The organism is Neobacillus sp. NPDC093182 (genome assembly GCF_044754045.1).
In genome coordinates this window covers 19,735-41,409 of record NZ_JBIVOI010000027.1, presented here as the reverse complement: position 1 = coordinate 41,409, position 21,675 = coordinate 19,735, and the positions used below count along the sequence as shown (strand labels likewise).

Annotated in this window: 16 protein-coding genes, 1 pseudogene and 1 other annotated feature; of the genes and pseudogenes, 2 read left to right on the top strand and 15 right to left on the bottom strand. The window is 39.8% G+C overall.

The window, feature by feature from the left end; translation table 11 throughout:
- Both ACIQAA_RS30785 and ACIQAA_RS30780 read right to left on the bottom strand, forming a co-directional pair.
- Entirely contained in the window at nucleotides 1-3,249 is a 3,249-nt protein-coding gene (locus ACIQAA_RS30785; RefSeq protein WP_402627285.1) for a winged helix-turn-helix domain-containing protein, read from the bottom strand.
- 94 nt (nucleotides 3,250-3,343) lie between these two features.
- The gene (locus ACIQAA_RS30780) at nucleotides 3,344-4,093 is read right to left on the bottom strand and encodes a glucose 1-dehydrogenase (protein WP_402627283.1); all 750 of its coding nucleotides are present in this window, start codon (nucleotides 4,091-4,093) and stop codon (nucleotides 3,344-3,346) included.
- 142 nt (nucleotides 4,094-4,235) lie between these two features.
- Here ACIQAA_RS30780 and ACIQAA_RS30775 point away from each other — a divergent pair, with 142 nt between their 5' ends.
- Nucleotides 4,236-4,379: a hypothetical protein gene (locus tag ACIQAA_RS30775; protein ID WP_402627280.1), complete on the top strand. Its 144-nt coding sequence runs from the start codon at nucleotides 4,236-4,238 to the stop codon at nucleotides 4,377-4,379.
- A 54-nt stretch (nucleotides 4,380-4,433) separates the two neighbouring features.
- Here the strand turns inward: ACIQAA_RS30775 and thrB are convergent, their stop codons facing one another.
- From thrB to ACIQAA_RS30760, 3 genes are read right to left on the bottom strand one after another with little or no spacing between them, the layout of a single operon-like run.
- Nucleotides 4,434-5,345, bottom strand: coding sequence for a homoserine kinase (gene thrB, locus ACIQAA_RS30770; RefSeq protein WP_402627278.1), 912 nt, complete (start codon nucleotides 5,343-5,345; stop codon nucleotides 4,434-4,436).
- Nucleotides 5,342-6,403 (bottom strand): threonine synthase, encoded by a 1,062-nt coding sequence (thrC, locus tag ACIQAA_RS30765; protein WP_402627275.1) that lies wholly within the window; start codon nucleotides 6,401-6,403, stop codon nucleotides 5,342-5,344. The genes thrB and thrC overlap by 4 nt, the downstream gene beginning before the upstream one ends.
- On the bottom strand, nucleotides 6,400-7,695 hold the full coding sequence (locus tag ACIQAA_RS30760; protein ID WP_402627272.1) for a homoserine dehydrogenase: 1,296 nt from the start codon (nucleotides 7,693-7,695) through the stop codon (nucleotides 6,400-6,402). Before ACIQAA_RS30760 ends, thrC begins: the two co-directional genes overlap by 4 nt.
- 258 nt (nucleotides 7,696-7,953) lie before the next feature.
- Nucleotides 7,954-8,163: a binding site (T-box leader), on the top strand.
- A gap of 77 nt (nucleotides 8,164-8,240) precedes the next feature.
- On the opposite strand from ACIQAA_RS30760, the gene serA reads away from it, so the two are divergent.
- Nucleotides 8,241-9,875, top strand: a complete 1,635-nt coding sequence (gene serA / locus ACIQAA_RS30755) for a phosphoglycerate dehydrogenase (RefSeq protein ID WP_402627269.1) — start codon at nucleotides 8,241-8,243, stop codon at nucleotides 9,873-9,875.
- 31 nt (nucleotides 9,876-9,906) lie between these two features.
- Here the strand turns inward: serA and ACIQAA_RS30750 are convergent, their stop codons facing one another.
- The 10 genes and pseudogenes from ACIQAA_RS30750 to ACIQAA_RS30705 all read right to left on the bottom strand — a co-directional run bounded on the left by ACIQAA_RS30750 (nucleotide 9,907) and on the right by ACIQAA_RS30705 (nucleotide 21,570).
- Nucleotides 9,907-11,046: an HAD family hydrolase gene (locus ACIQAA_RS30750; RefSeq protein ID WP_402627266.1), complete on the bottom strand. Its 1,140-nt coding sequence runs from the start codon at nucleotides 11,044-11,046 to the stop codon at nucleotides 9,907-9,909.
- A 153-nt stretch (nucleotides 11,047-11,199) separates the two neighbouring features.
- Nucleotides 11,200-11,358 (bottom strand): annotated as a pseudogene (locus tag ACIQAA_RS30745) (CoA transferase); the annotation flags it as partial.
- Nucleotides 11,359-11,520: 162 nt separating this feature from the next.
- Entirely contained in the window at nucleotides 11,521-12,942 is a 1,422-nt protein-coding gene (locus tag ACIQAA_RS30740; RefSeq protein ID WP_402627354.1) for an NAD-dependent succinate-semialdehyde dehydrogenase, read from the bottom strand.
- Nucleotides 12,943-12,982: 40 nt separating this feature from the next.
- The gene (gabT, locus tag ACIQAA_RS30735; RefSeq protein WP_402627263.1) at nucleotides 12,983-14,350 is read right to left on the bottom strand and encodes a 4-aminobutyrate--2-oxoglutarate transaminase; all 1,368 of its coding nucleotides are present in this window, start codon (nucleotides 14,348-14,350) and stop codon (nucleotides 12,983-12,985) included.
- Between the two features lie 31 nt (nucleotides 14,351-14,381).
- Complete coding sequence (locus ACIQAA_RS30730; RefSeq protein WP_402627260.1) at nucleotides 14,382-15,755, bottom strand: putrescine aminotransferase; 1,374 nt, start codon at nucleotides 15,753-15,755, stop codon at nucleotides 14,382-14,384.
- 21 nt (nucleotides 15,756-15,776) lie between these two features.
- On the bottom strand, nucleotides 15,777-17,270 hold the full coding sequence (locus ACIQAA_RS30725; protein WP_402627257.1) for an aldehyde dehydrogenase family protein: 1,494 nt from the start codon (nucleotides 17,268-17,270) through the stop codon (nucleotides 15,777-15,779).
- Nucleotides 17,271-17,453: 183 nt separating this feature from the next.
- On the bottom strand, nucleotides 17,454-19,589 hold the full coding sequence (locus ACIQAA_RS30720) for a sigma 54-interacting transcriptional regulator (protein WP_402627254.1): 2,136 nt from the start codon (nucleotides 19,587-19,589) through the stop codon (nucleotides 17,454-17,456).
- 101 nt (nucleotides 19,590-19,690) lie between these two features.
- Nucleotides 19,691-19,939, bottom strand: a complete 249-nt coding sequence (locus ACIQAA_RS30715) for a biotin/lipoyl attachment domain-containing protein (protein ID WP_402627251.1) — start codon at nucleotides 19,937-19,939, stop codon at nucleotides 19,691-19,693.
- 22 nt (nucleotides 19,940-19,961) lie between these two features.
- Complete coding sequence (locus ACIQAA_RS30710; protein ID WP_402627248.1) at nucleotides 19,962-20,252, bottom strand: SAV0927 family protein; 291 nt, start codon at nucleotides 20,250-20,252, stop codon at nucleotides 19,962-19,964.
- A 28-nt stretch (nucleotides 20,253-20,280) separates the two neighbouring features.
- Nucleotides 20,281-21,570: a Glu/Leu/Phe/Val family dehydrogenase gene (locus tag ACIQAA_RS30705; RefSeq protein WP_402627245.1), complete on the bottom strand. Its 1,290-nt coding sequence runs from the start codon at nucleotides 21,568-21,570 to the stop codon at nucleotides 20,281-20,283.
- Nucleotides 21,571-21,675: the final 105 nt, after the last annotated feature.

Below are 21,675 nucleotides of genomic sequence, written 5' to 3'. Positions count from 1 at the left end.
TTAAGGCTGTTCAATTTGATCTAAATACTTTTCTGATTCGAGTATCATCTCGTGCATTTGTTTCGTTGGTTCTAGAGGCGATACGCCTAATTCTTCTTCTAACACCACCTTGCATTTTTGAAACCATTTCATGGCCTGTGGACGATTGTTTTTCCGATAGTAACAATACATTAATAATCGATAGGCTTCTTCCCAAGTGCGGTCGCGCTTAAGTATCTTTTCACACCAATAAATGGCATGATCATAATTTTCTTGACGGACCATGATTTGTGCAATTTTTTCAGCAGCTCGTAAGAAATAAACCAGCATACTTTCTCTTTTACTTATACACCAATCATCATATCTACGTTCCGGCAGGTATTCCCCTTGATAAAGTTTTAAGCCTTTTTCCAAAAGGGGAATCACTTTTTCTTGGGATGTTTCATTTAGCCCGTTTTGGATCAATGTTTGAAATTGAGTGGTATCTAATTCAATTTTTGCATGAGGATTTAAGCCATAAAACATTCCTTCTCTTATAATAAAAAAGGGAGCTGCCCTGGCCTTCCGCATTGGCTCGAGAACATGATGAAGACTATTTAATGCAACTTTAAAATCACGGTCTGCATTTTTTGTGTCTTGATTCGGCCAAAGAATTTGGAGTATCTCCTCTTTAGAAATAAGTTCGTAATTGGTAATAAAGAGCTGAAACAATTCCTTGCCTTTTTCACGCTGCCAATCTTTTTCGCCAACTTCCTTTTCCCCAAGCCAAACTTTAAAATGTCCCAGTGTTTGAACTCTGATTGAATATCCAGGATGTGATTCCAAGCCTGTAATCCCCATATCCTGAAGGATTTTTATAGCATATGAACGTTGAATGTCTCCTTTTGAACATTCTATTAACAATGGAACGACCATTTGCAAATCCCTTGGACTAAATAATGACACCTTATGGAAAAAGAACTCGTATTCATAGGTTTGAATCATAGATAAAAACTTATCGATTGTGTGTCTAAACATATCTTCTTCTTTTTCTAGAAAGTAAATATAGGCGAGCCAGAAACTGGATAACATTTGTCCAAAAGAATCCTCACATTGATAAAATAATGCTCTTGTTTTTTCTAAGTAATCTAGTCCCTTATTTACTCTTTCATTATAAATACAAGTAATCCCCATACACAGACTGATAAAAGCGGAAAGCCAGATATCCTGTACTTTTTCCGTTTCCAGCAATGCTTTTTTTCCTGCCTCTAGGGCACGCTCGTATTCTCCCCTTGTTCCATACAGGATACAAAGCCCCATTAATGGCTCGGCTTTTCCCCTCTCTACATTAAGCGTATCCATAATATCCAAAGCTGTATTGTAGCACTGTTCAGCTAAATCAGAATCATATTTATTAAGAATTTGGACAGCATGCCCCATCCGAATCCAGCCGCACGCCTCCACAAAAGGTGCTTTTAAACTAATACCTTGTTGTATGCCTGCTTGTGCTAAATCCTTTGCATTTAATCCTTCACCCGTAAAGGCTTCTATTAAGGACAATAACAAATCGGTTTCTCTGTGTGACTTCGGTAGAGCGGTACCATTTTGTACTGATAATTCTTCTTTTTGATTGTAAAGAACCTTTTTTGCTTTCTCAAACCGGCCTGTTCTTAAATACAATCTTGCTTCCATATTTCCATCCAATATGGACGGGCTGGACTCCTTTGCCTTTTGGAGCCATTTTTCCGCGTTGGTTGATTTTCCAGCGTTCAGAAGATTTTCAGAGAGCAAATAATATAGCTTCGCCTTTTCCTCTTCGGGACACATACTTTTTTCTCTGGATTCAATGGCTTTATATAATAACTGTTCTGCTTGATGAGGCTGGATAGTATCTAAATATATTTTTGCTTTTCCTTCTAATGCCTTGCTCATCCCGAGATAATCCTTCCTCTTCTCGGCCTCTAAGTAGGTTTTATCATAACATTTCTCTGCCTCTTTATAATGGGATCGATATCGGTGTACCTCTGCTTTTAAAAACCAGAGTAGATAATAAGTGTCCAACTCCTTTACAGGGATCAACATTAAATGATCAGACAAGCTTTTTAGCTTCCCGTCCTCAAGCATGTTAACACCATGGTCCTGCAAAATGGATGCGATTGCTTTAAAATGACTAATCTTTTTATAGTGATAGAGGGCCTCTTCCCACAACAATCTTTTTTCATAGAATCTTGCACATTTCTCATGCAGTGTCGAATAGGCAGCGGGGTTATTTTTCAGGAAAGCGTTTTCTAAAAACTCTTTAAAAAGGGCATGGTAGCGATAATGCTTTAATCCAATCTTTTGGATAAACAAATTTCTTTCCTTTAATTGTTCGAGCATGTTAGAAGCACCATGAATTCCAATTACTTCATCGCAAAGCTCTTCTTCCATTACATCTAAGATAGATGTTTGTTCCAAAAATTGCTGAATGATTGGCGGCTGTTTTGAAAAGACTTCCATGACTAAGTAGTCGAATAAGTCCTGAAGTGAATAGGTAGAATGTTCAAAAAGGGCGGAGATATCTCCAGTAAGTGGAATCTGCTGTGCAATCATACACAATGCAATAATCCAGCCTTCTGTTAATTGATAGATACTTTGCAGGTGAGCAGGTTCTATTTCCAGCCCATAAAGGTCGGTTAATAATAACTCCATTTCTTCAATAGTGAGCACTAAATCTTCTCGTGTAATTTCTAATAACTGCCCGTTCACCCTCATTTTCGTCAAATGCTTCCAGCCTGGCCGGCTGCGGCTCGAAATCACTAAGTGTAAATTAGCAGGAATATGCTGCAGTAATTTTTCAATCCAACTGTTAATCGTATAGGAGTGCTCGATTTGATGATAGTCGTCCAAAATTAACGTAATATCAGAATTCATTTCAAGGATTTCATTTATAAACAAGGTGCATAAATAACTCAAATCCTCTTCCCTTATGTATCGGTCCATGGTTTCGATATATTTTTCAATTTCCTGGCCAAATTCAGGGACCCACCCTCTAATCGAATGAATGATATAGGAAAGGAATGGAAGGATGTCGTCATCCATTGATGAGATGGAGTACCAGCAGCCCGGGATTTTTTCATCCCTCATAAACAAAGCCAGTGCCGTACTTTTTCCAAAACCAGCACCCGAATGAATAATGGTCAAAGGGAACTCAGGTATTTTCTTCATTTTCCTAGTAAGTTTTGCCCGTCTAATAAATTCGTCTTTAACAACCGGGATTCGCAGTTTTGTTTGAATAATAGGCAGCTTCATTTATTATCCTCCTTTCTATTTTTTCAATTTTTACACTATTTTACCATATAATAGACCCCAGTGGCAGAATACGTTTTTCAAAATTCACCAGGTCTTATTCCTCATAGATCATTTTTTTCGTCATACCACCATCTACTACTAGATTAATCCCCGTTACAAAATTATTTTCTCTTGCTGTTAAATACAAACATGCCCTCGCAATATCATCTGGCTTACCGACACGTTTAGAAAAATGCTGATTATGATCAATTTCTGTTAATTGTGAGTCGTCGCCTGTGTGAATCCAGCCGGGTGAAATGGCATTTACAGTAATCTTGTCATTGCTAAGAGATGAGGCTAGAGCATGCGTAATCGCAACAATTCCTCCCTTTGTCGCTGCATAGCCCTCTGAATTTGGCTCAGACATGATTGCTCGAGTCGAAGCAATGTTAACAATGGCTCCCCCCTCTTGATTCTCACGCATATACCTTGCTGCCTCCCGTGAACATAGGAAAACACTTCTCAAATTTGTTTGGATAATATCATCCCATTCCTCAACCGTTACTTCATACAGTGATTTAAATAACCCTTTGCCAGCATTATTGATTAACACATCTATCCGGCCAAAGGTCTTTTTTGCTGTTTCCATAAGGTTAATGATATCACCCTCTGCTTTAACATCTGTTTTTACAAAAAGGATATCTTCCCCCATTTGATTAAGTTCAGATTCTGTCTGTTTACCTGCAGTTTCATCGACATCAGCAAGCAATACTTTTGCTCCATTTTCGGCATAAGCAGCAGCAATGCCGCGTCCAATTCCGTTTGCAGCCCCAGTTACAACGACTACTTTATTAATAAAATTCATGCTAATCCACCTTTTCATTCTGGTTATTTGTAGTTTATCTTATTAAATCACTCAACTGTTAATAAAGTGGGGAATTTTTCTATGTAACAAAAATAATTTTCAAGAAAAACTAAGGAAATCTCTAGGAAAAGGAGAAAGGAATATGCAGGAAAAATGTTTCTATTGTGTAAATGAAATCGAGGAAAAACAACATCATTATGTTACATTTTTAAGTTCCAACACTGAAAGAGATGAGATCCTTTGTGATGAATGTTATCAGGAGTGGCTGCAAGGAGTTAAAGGGTAGTATTTATTTACAAATAATTTAAGGGCCGAGTCTACCTCGGCCCTATTTCACTATTCAATTATTGACTTTGGATACGTTGCTTCCTGTATAGTCTATGCTAAGCAGTTTAGCTGTCATGTCAGGAAAAGCTGATCGAATGGATTGTTCCAGCGATTGACCTTTTCCTTTTTCACAAAAACATAAAACGGTTGGACCTGCCCCACTTAAGGCAACACCGAACGCCCCTTCAGACTTAGCAACATTCTCTACATCACCGTAAAAAGGAATCAACGGTTTCCGATAAGGCTGGTGGAAAAGGTCTATTTCCATCATTTTACCTGCTAATTCCCAGTTTTGACTGAGAAGTGCTGCAACTAAAACATTAGCGGTAGAGGAAGCTTGAATAGCATTTGAATACGAAAATTCCGCTGGCAAGACACCACGCGAATCTTTCGTTAATAAGCTTTCTTTCGGGATTACAGCAACCATTTCAAAAGAAACCGCTGTGATAGGGATAATATCTACCTCACCTTGCTGATAGCTGCCGATGACAAGGCCTCCGTATAAAGATGCGCCAACGTTATCTGGATGACCCTCAATCTCTGTAGAAAGTAATAGCTTATCTTGTTTTGTTAATCCTAACTCTCCAACATAATCAGCAAGCTCAATGCCGGCAATAATAGCTGATGCACTTGAACCAAGGCCGCGTGCCAGTGGAATGTCACTCTCTACCTTTATCTTACAAGGGTGCAATTCCTTTCCAAACTTAGCGGCTGTTTGCAGAGCAATTTGACAGATAAAATGCTGTTCATCTGATGGCAGATCCTTTAACTCCTCTGATGTGGAATAGCATTCCCACTTCTCACTTTTCTCTACTTCTAAACTTAAATATAGTGTAAGTGCAACACCAATTGAATCAAAACCTGGACCAAGATTAGCAGAGCTTGCTGGAACTTTAATTACGAACTTCCCATCATTTAGAGTCATCGATTGACAACTCCCTTGATATGCTGTGTCACTGCTTGCTCATCATTCGGCAATTTTTTCACATCTACGAGACTGCTTTGAATTGCCGTATCCGGATCTTTTAAGCCATTTCCCGTTAGAACAGCAACGATTTTTGATCCTTTTTCAATTTTGCCTTTTTGTAAAGACTTCATCACACCAGCGATCGACGCACATGAAGCTGGTTCAGCAAAGATTCCTTCAGAAGCGGCAATTTTTTTATAGGCGGCTACGATTTCATCATCACTGACTTCATCAAATAGACCCTTGGATTCTTCAACTGCAGAAACCGCTAAGTCCCAGCTTGCCGGATTTCCAATTCGTATCGCTGTTGCAATGGTTTCTGGGTTTTCAAATACGCGATTATGAACAAGTGCTGCCGCCCCTGCTGCTTCAAATCCATACATTTTCGGAAGTCCCGTTCCCTTATGAGCTGCGTATTCTTTAAAGCCTTTCCAATAAGCACTAATGTTACCAGCATTTCCAACTGGTATCGCTAAAATGTCGGGTGCAGACCCCAGCTGATCACATACTTCAAACGCTGCGGTTTTTTGTCCCTCTAAACGGAATGGATTGACTGAATTCACTAAGGTTATTGGTTCTTCCTCACTAATATTACGAACCATTTGTAATGCTTGGTCAAAATTGCCCTCAATTGAAATAATTTCTGCTCCGTACATCATGGCTTGGGCAAGCTTTCCTAAGGCAATTTTACCTTCAGGAATAACAATAATACAGCGTAATCCTGCCCGCGCTGCATAGGCAGCAGCTGCGGCAGAAGTATTTCCTGTTGAAGCACAGATTACTGTTTTACTTCCGGATTCTACCGCCTTTGCTACCGCCATAACCATTCCACGATCTTTAAAAGACCCCGTCGGATTTGCTCCTTCAAGCTTAACGTAAAGGTCAACATCCCATTCCTTTGAAAGCCGCTCTAATTTTACTAACGGGGTATTTCCTTCATTTAATGTTAAACGAGGTGTTTCATTCCTTACTGGTAGAAATTCTTTATATGCTTCAATCAATCCTGGCCATCTCATAATGATTTTCTCACCACTCTGTATGCACTTTTAATTTCTTTAACCGCTGATAAATCATTTAATTCATAAAGAATTGCATCATAATTGGTAAGTGACGCTTTATGTGTAACCAAGACAATTTCTGAAGTTTCGTTTTTCTTAACTGGAAGCTGTAATATTTTTTCAAAGCTGACACCATACTTCGCGAAAATGGAGGTAAGTTCAGCAAATACACCAACCTCATCCTGTACATGGATTCGCAAGAAGTATTTAGAGTACTTTTCATTATCATCCTTTAAGCGCTTAGGATACTGTGGTGTAACTGCACTGCGTCCATTCACTCCTAGTCGTAAATTTTTCATTACTCCGACTAAATCTGAAACAACAGCTGTCGCAGTTGGCAGGCTTCCTGCACCTGGTCCATAAAACATTGTTTCACCAACAGCTTCGCCGTAGACATAAACAGCATTATACTCGTTTTGAACCGAAGCCAATGGATGGTTGTCGGACAAGAATGTAGGCTGAACACTTACCTCTACTTTTTCCCCTTCTCGGTGGGCATATCCTAACAGTTTCATTGTATAGCCTAACTGTTTACCGTATCGTAAATCTTCTTCTGTGATGTTGGATATCCCTTTAACCTGTACATCATCAAGCTCTATATTCATTGAAAATCCTAAAGTTGCTAAAATGGTCATTTTACGAGCGGCGTCTAACCCCTCAACGTCTGAAGTAGGGTCTGCTTCTGCAAAGCCCAGCTCTTGTGCTTCTTTCAGAACATCTTCATAATTTAACCCATCTTGGCTCATTTTTGTTAAAATAAAATTGGTAGTACCATTTACAATACCCATCATTTGCGTAATCCGATCAGAGGCAAGACCATCAACCAGCCCTCTTAAAATGGGAATACCGCCAGCTACACTGGCTTCATAAAACAAATCACAGCTGTTTTCAGAAGCCACAGTTAACAATTCTGATCCATGAAGAGCCATTAAATCTTTGTTTGCCGTTACCACATGCTTTCCTTGACGGAGGGCACTAAGCAAATATTCCTTTGTTTCGTTGACCCCGCCCATCACTTCAATCACAACATCAATCTCAGGATCATGCAGGATATCAGATGGGGTAGATGTTAACAACGCTGGATCCACTTCAGCCGGTCTTGTTTTATGTATATTTTGGACCAGGATTCTTTTGATGACAACAGGACAACCGACCTGATGCATTAATTTATCTTGGTGATTTTTGATAATTTTTACAACCCCTGAACCAACTGTTCCTAAACCGAGTAACCCAATTTGGATTGCTTTCATAATAGTCCCTCCCGCTCTGTCTACCACATACGTACAATTGTCTTTATATAGTAGACATTATATTATTCTCTCAATATATTTACAATAGACTAATTTTTTAAAAAATTCAATGTAATCGCTTAATGCCGTATCAGTATTGGCCTCGCTTTTTTTAAAAAAATTTTAAATTTGAATAATCGAAAAATTATTCATTTTAACCCTTTACAATATTAAAGGTATCGATGTAGAATATTCTTTAAATTCAGGTAAATATCCAAATTAAAAGTGATGATGAAGACGGCATTAAGAGAATGCTTCAGAGAGCCGGTGGATGCTGTGAACCGGTGCAATTTCTTAAATTTTTGCCCAGCCCTTCTGAACTGGCAGACTGAAATTTTAGTAGGAATGCCCGGGATATCCCGTTAACCTATTGAGGCTGCGTCCTTAAGCAGCAAACGAGGGTGGCACCACGTAGATCACGTCCCTCATAACAAGACAAATCTGTCCTGTTATGGGGGACTTTTTATTTATTTTTTTAAATTAGAAATGAGAGGATGAGTTAAAAAATGTTTAAGGTACTTGTAACAGACGGCATTAGTGATACTGGATTAAAGAGTTTGTTTGACCATCCTAATTTTATTGTAGAGCGCCAGCCTACATTAAAGTTCGAAGAGCTAAAGAATATTATAGGAGATTACGAGGCGCTAATTGTACGCAGTCAAACAAAAGTAACAGCAGAACTTCTTCAATACGCGGACCGTCTTAAGGTAATTGCTAGAGCCGGTGTAGGTGTAGATAATATCGATGTGAATGCTGCTACAGGTAAAGGAATCATCGTCATCAATGCTCCTGGTGCCAACACAATTGCCGCTACAGAACATACATTAGCGATGATGCTCTCTATGGCCAGAATGATTCCCCAAGCTCACAAGAAAACGGTTGGCGGAGAATGGGACCGAAATTCTTTCAAGGGAGTAGAATTATACAAAAAAACTCTTGGTGTCATTGGAATGGGTAAAATCGGAACCGAAGTAGCAAAGCGTGCTAAGAGCTTTGGGATGAATATCTTAGGTTACGATCCATATTTAACTGAGGAAAGAGCCGAGAAACTAGGAATGAAAAAAGCTAGTCTCGATTTAATCGCTCGTGAATCAGATTTCATTACGATTCACACACCACTTACAAATGATACAAAAGGTTTAGTAAACGACGAATACTTAAGCAAGACAAAAAAGGGAGTACGCTTTATCAACGTTGCACGAGGCGGAATTATTGATGAAAAGGCGCTGGTAAGGGCGATTCGAGCAGGCCATGTTGCAGGTGCTGCACTCGATGTTTTTGAAAAGGAACCTGTTGCTGATCCAGAATTGCTGGATAATCCAAATATTATTGTTACTCCGCATTTGGGGGCTTCTACTGTAGAAGCGCAGGAAAAAGTAGCACAAGAGGTTAGTGAAGAAATTATTGAAATCCTTGAAACACAGTCCATCCGCAATGCGGTGAATATGCCGCAAATGTCAGGTGAAACACAGCAAAAAATGCAGCCATACTTATTACTTGGAGAACATGTGGGACAGCTGGTAGTTCAACTATTAAAACATGCTCCTTCTAAAATCGAAATTAATTATTATGGAGACTTAATTGAAGAAGATACTGAACTATTAACTCGAACCATGATTAAAGGTGTCCTATCTCATCATTTAAGTGACTCTGTTAATTTAATTAATGCTCTTCATCTTTTAAAAGAGCAAGGTGTTTCCTATAATGTGCAAAAAAATGCCACGAATAAAGGTTTTGCCAATTATATGGAACTTTCCATTACTAAAGGCTCGGAAACAGCTAAAATTGGCGCAACCGTATTAAACGGCTATGGTGCAAGAATCGTGAAAATCAACGACTACCGTATTGATGTAAGACCTGAAAGCCACCTCTTGCTTGTAAAACATCAGGACGTGCCTGGTATGATCGGTAAGGTTGGATCTCTTCTTGGGGATTATCAGATTAATATCGGAACGATGCAAGTAGGCAGAACCGCTGTTGGCGGAGAAGCCATCATGGTGTTAACACTTGATAAGCAGATTACTCCAGAGGTTATCCGTGCTCTTACACAAATTAATGGTTTAAACGAAGCTCAATCACTAGAATTGTCCAATGTAGATTCCTTTTATCCAGGAAAACCGGAGCTAGAAAAAGTTAAATAGAAAATAAGAGGGATTGCACTTGCAATCCCTCTTATTTTCTAACGATAAGATTCTTTATATCGAGAACATTATCAAGGATATAATCTGCCTCGTGCTTTTCAAAGTCACTTCTCGCATCTTTTCCTGATAATCCTGTTAACACGGCAGCAAACTGACAGCCCATTTTTCTAGCAGCCAGCAGGTCGGCCAATGAATCCCCCACAACTAGTACCTCTTCACCATGATCAATTGGCAAGTGGGTATTTAAACAATCTATAACCGAGGTATCCCTTCCTTTAAGTCCCATAATGTAAGTAAACGGATTTGGTTTTGATAATGGCTGTCTTTCAACCAGTTCTTTTTCTGCTTTTAACACATCGTCTGCTGTGACAATATGATTAAGGTCAAAATGTTTTAGCCAGTCCAAATGTTGAAACGGCTGTATGGTCTCAAGTTCAGGTCTCCCCGTTCCAATTCCTATTTTTACACCAGATTCCTTAAGGAATGAGAAGAGTGCTTCTATCTCTGCTTTAGCTGCTAATGTGGTTTCGTTTGCTAAAAAGCCTTTCTTTCCCAGCTGCACAGAAGGTCTTCCAGTGGATTTTTCTACATTCTCATCACCAACGTACCATTCCTGACAGACATGCTCACATACTAACCAAAGTGCACTGATTCCACTAAAGATGGCAGTTTTAACCCCAAGCTTCTCTTCTGCTAATTGATTTAGATAATCGAACAATTCTTGCTTAGTTTCCGTTGAGGATTTAAAATCAGCAACAAATAAATTGAAATCAGTGTTTACTGGATAGTTATGTAACACACTTCCTATCTCTAGCAGCACTTCTCTATTAATGGGTTCCTGCAGCCAGCCGTTAATTCTACTATTTTCTTGTTCTTTTATTTGAGATAAAAGATGGATTAATTGGTGACCAAAGGATAAATAAATCATATCCCAATTTGCATTAAGCCCCCTTGACTTCATGAGCTTAAGGACCTCATCATTTTTTCCAAACACAGTCTCACGTATTACCTTTATCTCTTTTGGGCTATAATCCGTTTTGTATTTTTCGGGTGACAATGCCAAATAATTATTACTAATTAGCAATTCCCATACGGTTAAGGCTGAAGCATCAAAGTAATGCTCCTCACTTAACAAAACTCCATCAACATCAAATAATATTGTGCCAATCATCTAAACACCCTCTTCTCCCAGGCTACTTTATTCCGTTATCGTAACATAGTGAAGACCTATATTTAAAGTAAATAACATGTAATGTTCACAACGTACTTAATTGTTTTAAATTAAATAATGTACAATTCAATGTGAATGATTTAATTGAAAGCTTACAAAAGGTGGTCCCCATCCCCTCGTTTCATCTCCTGTATCAACACTTTCAATCTTTATTACTTCCGCCCCCATATCTCCTAAGATCATCGTGCAATATGGTCCGGCTAAAACTCTGGATAAATCGATTACTTTCATTCCATTTAATGGTCCCGGCACTCCTGCCCCACCTCATTTTTTATAGAATTTTAAAAAAGCCAGTGAAATCTTTCAATGACAAATAAAGTCACTGAAAGTTTCACTGGCATTTATTCGTGAATCTTCCCCTGGATGGAGGATGAAACGAATTTGGCAGTTTCCTTTTTCGTTACAAACTGAAGACTAAATATCTAACCCGATTGAAATATATTTTACTTCTAAAAATTCTTCAATTCCGAAGTGACCGCCTTCACGGCCAAGACCGCTTTCTTTAAAGCCGCCAAATGGAACTTGAACTGCTGATGGCAGGGCATCATTAAGACCAATGATTCCGTATTCGAGCTGTTCTGTGATTCTGAAGGAGCGGCTTAGATTTTCTGTATAAACATAAGCAGCTAAACCGAAGCGGGAATTATTTGCCCGCTCAACCACTTCTTCCTCAGTTTTGAAGGTCGAAATCGGTGCCAGCGGACCAAAGATTTCATCCTTCATACATTCCATATCGTCGTCGATAGCGGTTAATATTGTTGGGGCATAGAAGTAGCCATTCTCTTCAGCAGGTTTTAGCCCGCTGTAAGTGACTTTTCCTCCCTTTTTAATTGCGTCATTCACAAGAGCTTCTACTTTTTTATAAGCTGCTTTATCAATTAATGGTCCGATGTCGGTTCCTTCCTCAAGACCGTTTCCAACCTTAAGCTTTTCTAATTCCGCCTGGAAAAGCTCAATGAATTGATCAGCTATTCCTTCTTGCACATATACACGATTCGTACATATACACGTCTGACCTGCATTTCGGAATTTTGATTGTACTAACCCCTCTGCAGCCTTCACTAGATTGGCATCATCCATGACAATAAATGGAGCGTTTCCTCCAAGCTCCAGCGATACCTTTTTAACATTATCAGCAGCACCGCGCATCAACGTTTTCCCTACTTCAGTCGACCCGGTAAAGGTTATCTTGGTTACACGGTGATCCTTCAGCCATGTTTCGCCGATTTCTGCTGACCTGCCGGTGATGACATTGATTACGCCGTTAGGGATTCCTGCTTCATGGGCGAGCTCCACCATTTTTAATGCGGTAAGCGGTGTCTGATTGGCTGGTTTTACCACACAAGTACACCCTGCTGCAAGTGCTGGTGCGACTTTTCTCGTAATCATGGCTGCAGGGAAGTTCCAAGGTGTAATCGCTGCAACCACTCCTACCGGTTCTTTTCTAACAAGAATTCGTTTATTAGGGTGGGATGCCGGAATCGTTTCTCCATAGATTCGTTTCCCTTCCTCCGCATACCATGAGATAAAGCCATTGGCGTATTGGACCTCACCCAATGCTTCTTTTAAAGGTTTACCCTGCTCCATCGTCATAATCCTGGCAATTTCATGTTTGTTCTCATCAATCAAATGATACCATTTCATCAAAAGCTGATAGCGTTCGTCAGCTGTTTTTTTCGACCAAGTTTTAAAGGCCTTATGGGCGGCATCAACGGCCTGCTCCGCTTCAAAAGCACCCCCAGTTGGCACCGCTCCTATAACCTCTTTTGTTGCTGGATTAATAATTTCGGTAAAAACCTCATAATCATTGCCAATCCATTTTCCATCTAAATACATTGGATGGATTTGATATTTCTGCTCTACAATGTCCATTACATTACCTCCCAGCCGACACAGCAGGATTATTCATGTATACCGCTTCAAAGGCTTCCTCTAAAATTTGTAATCCTTCCTCCAGCTGCTCATCTGTGATGGTTAACGGCATTAGAAGGCGGATCACGTTTCCATATAGCCCTGCGCTTAATAACATAAGCCCCCGCTTACTTGCTGCTATTACTATTTTTCCAACTGCCTCTTTATCAGGAGTTTTACTGTGACGGTCTTTAACGATTTCCATAGCACACATGGCCCCGAGACCACGGACATCTCCAATGCTATCGAAACGTTCAGCAAGCTCTTTCATTTTTTCCACAGCCCTCATACCTATTTTTTGAGCTCTTTCATTAAGGTTTTCACTCTCAATGATATCGAGGACGGTAAGCGCTGCCCTGCAGCCTAGCGGGCTTCCAGAATAGGTTCCGCCGATCTCGCCAATATCTGCAGCTTCCATAATTTCCGCCCGGCCAATAACACCGCTAATCGGTACTCCTGCTCCCATTGATTTTGAAATGGTGATTAAATCTGGCTCCACTCCAAAATGTTCAATCGCAAAATATTCCCCTGTGCGGGCGAATCCCGTTTGAATTTCATCTGCAACAAACAGAATTCCATATTGTGTACAAATTTCTCTGACTCTTTGAACAAACGCTTTATCTGGAACGATAAATCCTCCTTCACCCTGAACCGGCTCCATTACAACCGCAGCAATCGATTCAGGTGCTACTTCAGCAAGTAAAAATGTCTCAAATTGTTCTATAACCATATTACTGTATTGTTTTTCGCTCATTCCTTCAGGTCGGCGGTATACATAAGGATATGGCGCCTTGTAAACTTCGGGAGCAAACGGTCCAAAGCCGAACTTGTATGGCTTGACTTTACTCGTCATCGTCATCGTCATTAACGTTCTGCCGTGGAAGCCTCGTGTAAAGGAAATAATTCCTTGGCGTTTTGTATATTTTCTTGCGATTTTAACGGCATTTTCAACAGCCTCGGCACCGCTGTTAAAGAAAGCTGCCTGCTTCTTAAAATCTCCCGGCGCAAGCTGGCAAAGCCTTTCTGCAAGATTAATATAAGATTCGTACATCATGACATTAAAGCCCGTATGGATAAATTGACTTGCCTGCTCCTGCAGTGCCCTGACCACTCTCGGGTGGGAATGGCCAACATTTAATGTTCCAATCGCTCCAGCAAAATCTATAAAAATATTACCGTCCACGTCTTCAACTAGAGAACCATGCGCTTTTTTTACAAAGGACTGACAATTATTGCTGATTCCCTTTGGGACATATTGATTTCTCCGCTCCAATATTTCTTTTGATTTTGGCCCGGGTATCTCTGTAAGCTGCTTAACAAATTTCTTTTCCAATTCCGTGCTCCCCCCTTTTAAACATAAATCGTTATGCTTTTACTAGACTTAATACTTCCTTAAAGGTGCCGATTACCATATCGACTTCTTCATAGCCAATCGTTAATGCTGGTTCAATTCGTATCGTCTTGGAGTTAATCAATGTTCCTGCCACAAGGACACCGCGGTCAAACATCCCTTTTGAAACTTCATAGCCGATTTCATCCTTATGAAATTCAATGCCAATCATTAATCCCTGGCCGCGAATTTCAAGGATCTTGTCTTCATGTCCTTTTGCTGCTTCTTTTAGCTCTTTGAGGAAATACTCCCCAACTACTCCGGCTCTTTCTGGTAAATTCTCTTCGATTAAAACACCAATGGTGGCAATAGCAGCTGCACATGCTAATGGATTGCCCCCAAATGTCGTTGTATGCATAAATGGGTTCGGGAACCAGCTTTTGAACACTTCTTCCCTCGCTACAATCGCTCCTGCTGGCATTACACCGCCGCCAAACGCTTTTGCTAGACAGATAATATCCGGGACTACATCATATAATTCAGCTGCAAACATTTTTCCTGTCCGTCCCATACCCGTTTGTACCTCATCAAAAATTAACAGAGAACCATATTGGTCACATAACTCACGAACCTGTTTTAAGTAATTCTCTGGAGGCAGGATAATTCCGCCTTCCCCCTGAATTGGTTCCAAGATAACAGCCGCAACATCTTCGCCTACCGATGCACAGACTTCGAATGTTTTTCTGATCATGTCGATATCACCAAATGGTACATGACGAAAGCCTGGGATTAACGGCAGGAATGGTTTACGGAACATTCCTTTGGCAGTACCTGATAATGACCCAAGACTTTTTCCATGGAAAGCACGCGTCGTTGAAATAAAGGTCGTTCGCTCGCTATACATTTTCGCTAGCTTCAATGCAGCTTCAACACTTTCCGTTCCACTGTTGGTAAAAAAGGCATATTTCAAATCACCAGGAGTAATATCTGCTAATATTTTCGCTAGCATCGCACGCAACGGATCAAGCAGGTCTTGGCTGTGAAGCGCCTGACGCTTTAACTGATCTGTTACTGCCTTTACGACCTTGGGATTGCGGTGGCCAACATTATAGATACCGAAGCCGCCAAGACAATCAATATATTCCTTGCCATTTACATCCTTAAAACAGGCACCATTATCTGACCATTCAACGGCAGCAAATTGTCCATCCTTTGTAACGGTTTTACGGTAAGCAAGAAATCCTGGATTAACGTGTTCACGGAAGCCATCAACCGTTTGCTTTGTGATCCACGCTGCTTCTTCCTTATTAATTTCTTCTTTTTCTATTAAACTCAAAACCTTATTAATGTATTCGCTTACTTGTTGATTCTGCTCACTCTTTGTCTCTCGTGTTAAATCGATACTCATATGATCGCTCCTCATCGTCTATTAGTTGGAAAACCAGCCAACTGGCTCTACTTGTAAATTAATATTGATTTGTTTAATTTCTTGGAATTCCTCAAGCCCGAATGTTCCAAGGCTTCGCCCAATTCCACTTTGCTTATAACCGCCCCATGGTGCTTCATTATAGGTTGGGTGATAGGAATTTACCCAAGTAATACCAGATCTTAACTTTTTAATGACTCGTAAGCCCTTTGCTCCATCATTAGTAAAAACACCGCCAGCAAGTCCATAAACGGTCCCATTAGCAAGCTTTACTGCATCTTCTTCATCCTTAAACTTTTGAATGACTACGACTGGTCCAAAAATTTCTTCCTGCACGATTCTCATTTCTTGCTTCACATCAACGAACACTGTAGGCTCAACAAAGTAGCCATTATCAAGTCCATTGCTTACGATTCGGTGCCCCCCACAGGCAATCGTTGCACCTTCCTGTTTTCCTAACTCAATATAATGAAGGACTTTTTCCAAATGTTCCTTGCTTACAAGCGGCCCCATCTCTGTTGAAGGGTCATGCCCCGGTCCTACTTTAATTTGCTTCGCTCTTTCTACAAAACGGGTGACAAATTGATCGTAAATACTTTCTTCTACTAAAATTCTTGACCCCGCCGAACATACCTGACCGGCACCAGCGTAAATGCCAAACAGAGCATAGTCGACTGCGGTTTCAAAATCTGCATCAGCAAAAATAATGTTTGGCGATTTACCGCCTAATTCCAATGACACCTTTTTCATCGTGTCCGCTGCCGTCTTCATAATATGTTTACCTGTTTTCGTACCGCCGGTAAACGAAATCATATCTACTTCAGGATGGGAAGCAATTTCATTACCAACAACAGGACCGGCTCCCATGACCATATTGGCGACTCCTTTTGGCAGTCCTACTTCTTCAAAGATTTCGAATAGCTTTTTCGGCGTAACCGGCGTTACCTCTGAAGGTTTAAAAACAATTGTATTTCCTGCTGCTAAAGCTGGAGCGATTTTCCAAACGCTCATTAACAGGGGATAGTTCCATGGAACTATCAGACCGCAGACACCAACCGGTTCACGGACAACCATTGCCTGCATCGGATCGGCTACATGATAGGTATAGCCGTCTGGCTTTGTAATCAGTCCTGCATAATAGCGGAAGCACGCTGCCGCATCACCGACATCAAATCCAGCTTCTCTTAATGTTTTTCCATTATCCATCGTTTCAAGCTGCGTTAACTCATCAGCATACTCATCAATTTTGTCTGCGATTTTAAATAAGCAGGAGGCTCTCTCCTGGGCTGATAATTCTGACCAGACTCCTTTTTCAAAAGCCCTCCGTGCCGCAAAGATTGCAGCTCGTGCATCAGCGACTGTTCCTTCAGGGGCAAATGAAATCACTTCTCCATTTGCAGGATTAATGACTGGACGTGTTTCCAGTGTTTCAGAGTCTTTCCATTCACCATCAATGAACATCTTAAGGTTAGCAACGCGGTTTTTGATCTCGACCATTATCAAATCCTCCTTTATTCTCTCTTACTATCTATAGTTGCAAGAACTGTGCCAAAGTAGAAAAGTCGTCTTTATCGTGTGTTTTTAAAATAAGCGACTTTTAGTTATTCAAATTTGCATAACTGTATTTAAATTTGCATAGACAAAAAAGCTGCTTCAGAATGTAATCTGAAACAGCTTTTTTTAAAGGGAAGATAAGTTTTCCATTTTAATATTTTTCTCATTTAGGATTTTTTGATATTTCCTGCTAACCGAAGATTGGCTGATTCCTAATGCTTTGGCAGCCTTGGTGGTTGTTTTGTATTGGTTCATAGCCAGAACAATCAGCTGCTCCTCCACATGTTCTATTGCCTCTTGTAAAGGAATAACTCTAGTAATCATAGGCTTTATCTTTTTATTATCAAAGCCCAGTGATAAAAACTGACTGACAAACTCAGCATTAATGGAAGGATGATCAGCGGTAACCACTAATCTTTCAATAATATTTTGTAGCTCACGGACATTTCCCGGCCACGAATAAAATTCAAGCACATTAATCGCATCTGGTGTTAAATGATAATTTCGATCATATTTTTCATTCAGCTGCTGTAAAAAATGAAAGGCAAGTAACGAGATATCCTCCGTCCGTTCCCTGAGCGGCGGAATTTGAATCGGGATAACATTTAACCGGTAGAATAGGTCTTCCCGAAAGGTCCCATTTTCCACCATTTTTTCAAGCCTTTTATTGGTGGCAGCAATGATTTGGACATTTACCTTAATAGGCACAGTACTGCCAATTGGGATAACCTCCTGCTCCTGGAGAACACGCAAAAGCTTTACTTGAAGATGCAGCGGCATTTCACCTATTTCATCAAGAAACAATATCCCGCCATCCGCTTGTTTAAAATAACCTTCTTTTCCATTTTTGTCTGCACCTGTAAACGAACCCTTTGCGTACCCGTATAGTTCACTTTCTAACAGATTTTCAGGGATCGCACCACAATTCAGTTTAAGGAATGGCTTTCCAGAGCGTTTTCCAAGTTGGTGGATGGCCTGAGCAATCACCTCTTTACCCACACCAGATTCGCCATTAAGGAGGACGGTTGATGAAAAGTCAGCAATTTTCTTAACCTGATTCATAATCTTTTCCATTTTAGGACTGCAATAGATGAGCTTTTTTAAAAAGCGATCCTTACTTTTAAAGTCATCTAATTCTTTTTTATATTGTTCCGTTATTTTCCGAATTTCCTGAAGTTCACTTTTTAAACGCGTTGTTTCCGTAATATCCCGTGAAGCAATGATAATCCGGTCCAGCTCATTTTCCTTATTAAAGACCGGATTGCCAACGGCAAGAATTTTCCGGCCTGTTTTTGTTTCCTGAACAACAGAAACTTTTTTTCTTTTTTCGATTACTAATCTTGTTACTGATGGGGTAAAAAGCCCCTGATCCTCAAGGTCGAGAATATTTTTTCCAATCAGCTCTTTAAGATCTACCTTCCAGAAATCTTGAATGATATTGTCACTGTACCTGATCAATTCTCCAACCGCATTAACCACAAGAATCTCATCATAAATACTCGATAATATCGCATTCAAGTCTCGATTCAAATCCTTAATATATTCTATTTCATTTGCCATATCCTCAACCATTGGCAAATCTTGAACAACAATGATCATCCCCTCAACTTCGTCATCATCGGTTAAAATAGGACAATAATCGACGAGAACCCCCGTGTCATTCGTTATTTCTAGATGATTTAAAATGGTTTTTCCTGTAGCAAACACATTGTTTATCTGTTGTGCGCTAAAAAAAGTTCCACCTGGATAATTAAGCACCTGTTCAGTAGTAGATTTAATCATCTTTAAGCCTGATTCATTGCAATTAATAATTTGTTTCTCCTTATCTAGTACAAAAATTCCCATAGGTATCGAGGTAAGAAGGATTTTCAATAAATCTACACTTTTATTCTCCTGTTTAAAAAGCTCCGCTAAAACATCTTCTCTTCGTATGTATCCTACTGGTTCGCCATCCTCACCTATTATAATCGCGAACGGTTCACCAATAATCTGGAACAATGAGGGGAAAGAAATATTCTTGCTCAGGAAACAAATACTTTTGATAGATTTGGCCTGATCTAGCAAAGCCTCTATCGAATAATTTTTGCATTCAAGCAGTTCAAGTAATGGATTATTGATTGTTACGTAGGCAAATAATTGACCTTGTTTTTTTAAGAATATAAAGGGTTCTTTGCATTGGTCTAAAGTCGATTTCAATACAACTTCTTCATCCATAGTGATAGATATGATAGCCTTAATCTTCTCCTTTGCGACGGAAAACATCTTTTTATCCCCCTTTACCATTTTCAACTCTTATATTATCACTATTTCGAATTTTTTAAATAGAAAAAAGAAGATGCGATATCCATCTTCTTTCTCGGTATTTAATCACTGCCCGTTACAAATAAATCTTCTTTTATAAATGCAAGGACCATACCGGGAATAACGTAGTCCCCTTCTTGAACCTCAAGCGATTCTACCTCACCGCTAAGACCCGTTTGAATCATTTGAACCTTGCCTTCAGCCGTTTTAATTTGAAATAATGGTTCCCATTCATATATCCGTGTTTCACTTTGGATTGAAACTTTTTCAACAACCCCATAGCATGGACTAAGTACCACTCCCAAATACATCGTATCACTCCCCAATTTATTGCTAGTATTGTTCCTGAAAGGGCCCTGATTGTAATACCAAGCCAAAAAAATCTTGAATTTCTGCAATATCCTCTTCTTCGATTCCTAGACGATCAGCCCAATAATAGGAAGCATAGGTATCCTCTTGGCAAAGTAAAACCATATTCCCTGTTTGCATGGAAGTGACCATTGCTTTGCCATAAAAATGATTCGAGTAACCAATGGCCAAATCGTAGCGGTGATTATTTGAAATAAGACAAAAGTAATGCAGGAGCTGCTGGTCTTTTTGTTCTAACAGAATATCTAGCTTCATTTCTTCCTCTCCTTTCAATGGGGGGATTTTAATATTTCAACCAGCCTCTTAATCTTGAGGTTTCTGCCAGCTTTTTAATTCCCTCAATATAAGCAGCAATTTTCATATTCACTCCATACTTTACGGCAGTGTTGTACACATTCTTAAAGCTGTCTGTTATTTTTTCTTTTAATCGAGTATCCACCGTTTCCTCTGTCCAATAATACCCTTGATTGTTTTGGCACCACTCAAAATAGGAAACAATGACACCGCCAGAATTTGCAAGAATATCAGGGACAACAAGAATTTCTCGTTGATCCAAAATTTTTAGGGCCTCTTTGGTCGTAGGTCCATTAGCTGCCTCTATCACAATATTGCAATTAAGTTTGCTGGCGTTTTGTTTGTTGATTACGCCTGAAATGGCGGCTGGAATCAAAATATCACATTCTTTTTCCAGCAGTTCTTGATTGGTGATACTGTTTTTAGGGCGATTGGTTATGATACCGAAAGAATCTCTATTTTCTAGGAGATAGGGGATATCCAAGCCATTTTCGTCATATAAACCACCAAGAGCATCACCAATCCCAATTACCTTAACCCCTAGATCATATAAATACATAGCCAAGTAACTGCCCACATTTCCAAAACCTTGAATAATGACCCGCATATCAGTTAAAGGAATTCTCTTCATTTCGCATACCATTTGTAGCGTATATAGTACACCTTTCGAAGTAGCTGTCTCCCTGCCTTTTGATCCCCCTAAAGCGATCGGTTTCCCGGTAATAAAACCTGGCGAATCAAATTCACGAATATGGTCATACTCATCGAGCATCCATGCCATTATTTGCGAATTGGTATACATATCAGGTGCAGGAATATCTTTCGTTGGTCCGACCATTTGGCTGACCGCTCTTACATATCCTCTGCTTAATCGTTCTAACTCATCTAGACTCATTTTCCTTGGGTCACAGACAATCCCACCTTTTGCCCCTCCATAAGGAAGGTCCGTGATGCCACATTTTAAACTCATCCAGCCAGCCAGTGCTTTTACCTCTTCTGGTGTAACATCTGGATGGAAGCGGATACCTCCCTTAGTCGGTCCTGCAGCATCATTATGCTGTGCCCGGTAGCCCTGGAATATCTCTGTTTGCCCGTTATCCATACGAATAGGAATACTCACTTCTAAAAATCTCATTGGCTTCTTTAAGAATTCGAAGACTTGAGAAGGATAGTTCAGTATCTCAACAGCTTCCTTGAGAATTTCCTGAAACTCAACAAGTGAATTATCCTTTTCCTTTACACCCTCATTCATTTTCAAATCTAAAGATTCGATAGCCATCATAACACCTCATTTATTATTGTTATTAATCTAATTAGCAAGTTCCGTGCCAAATGATTTATTAACGTTTTTCTAGGGTAATAGAATGGATATTATGAAAAAATG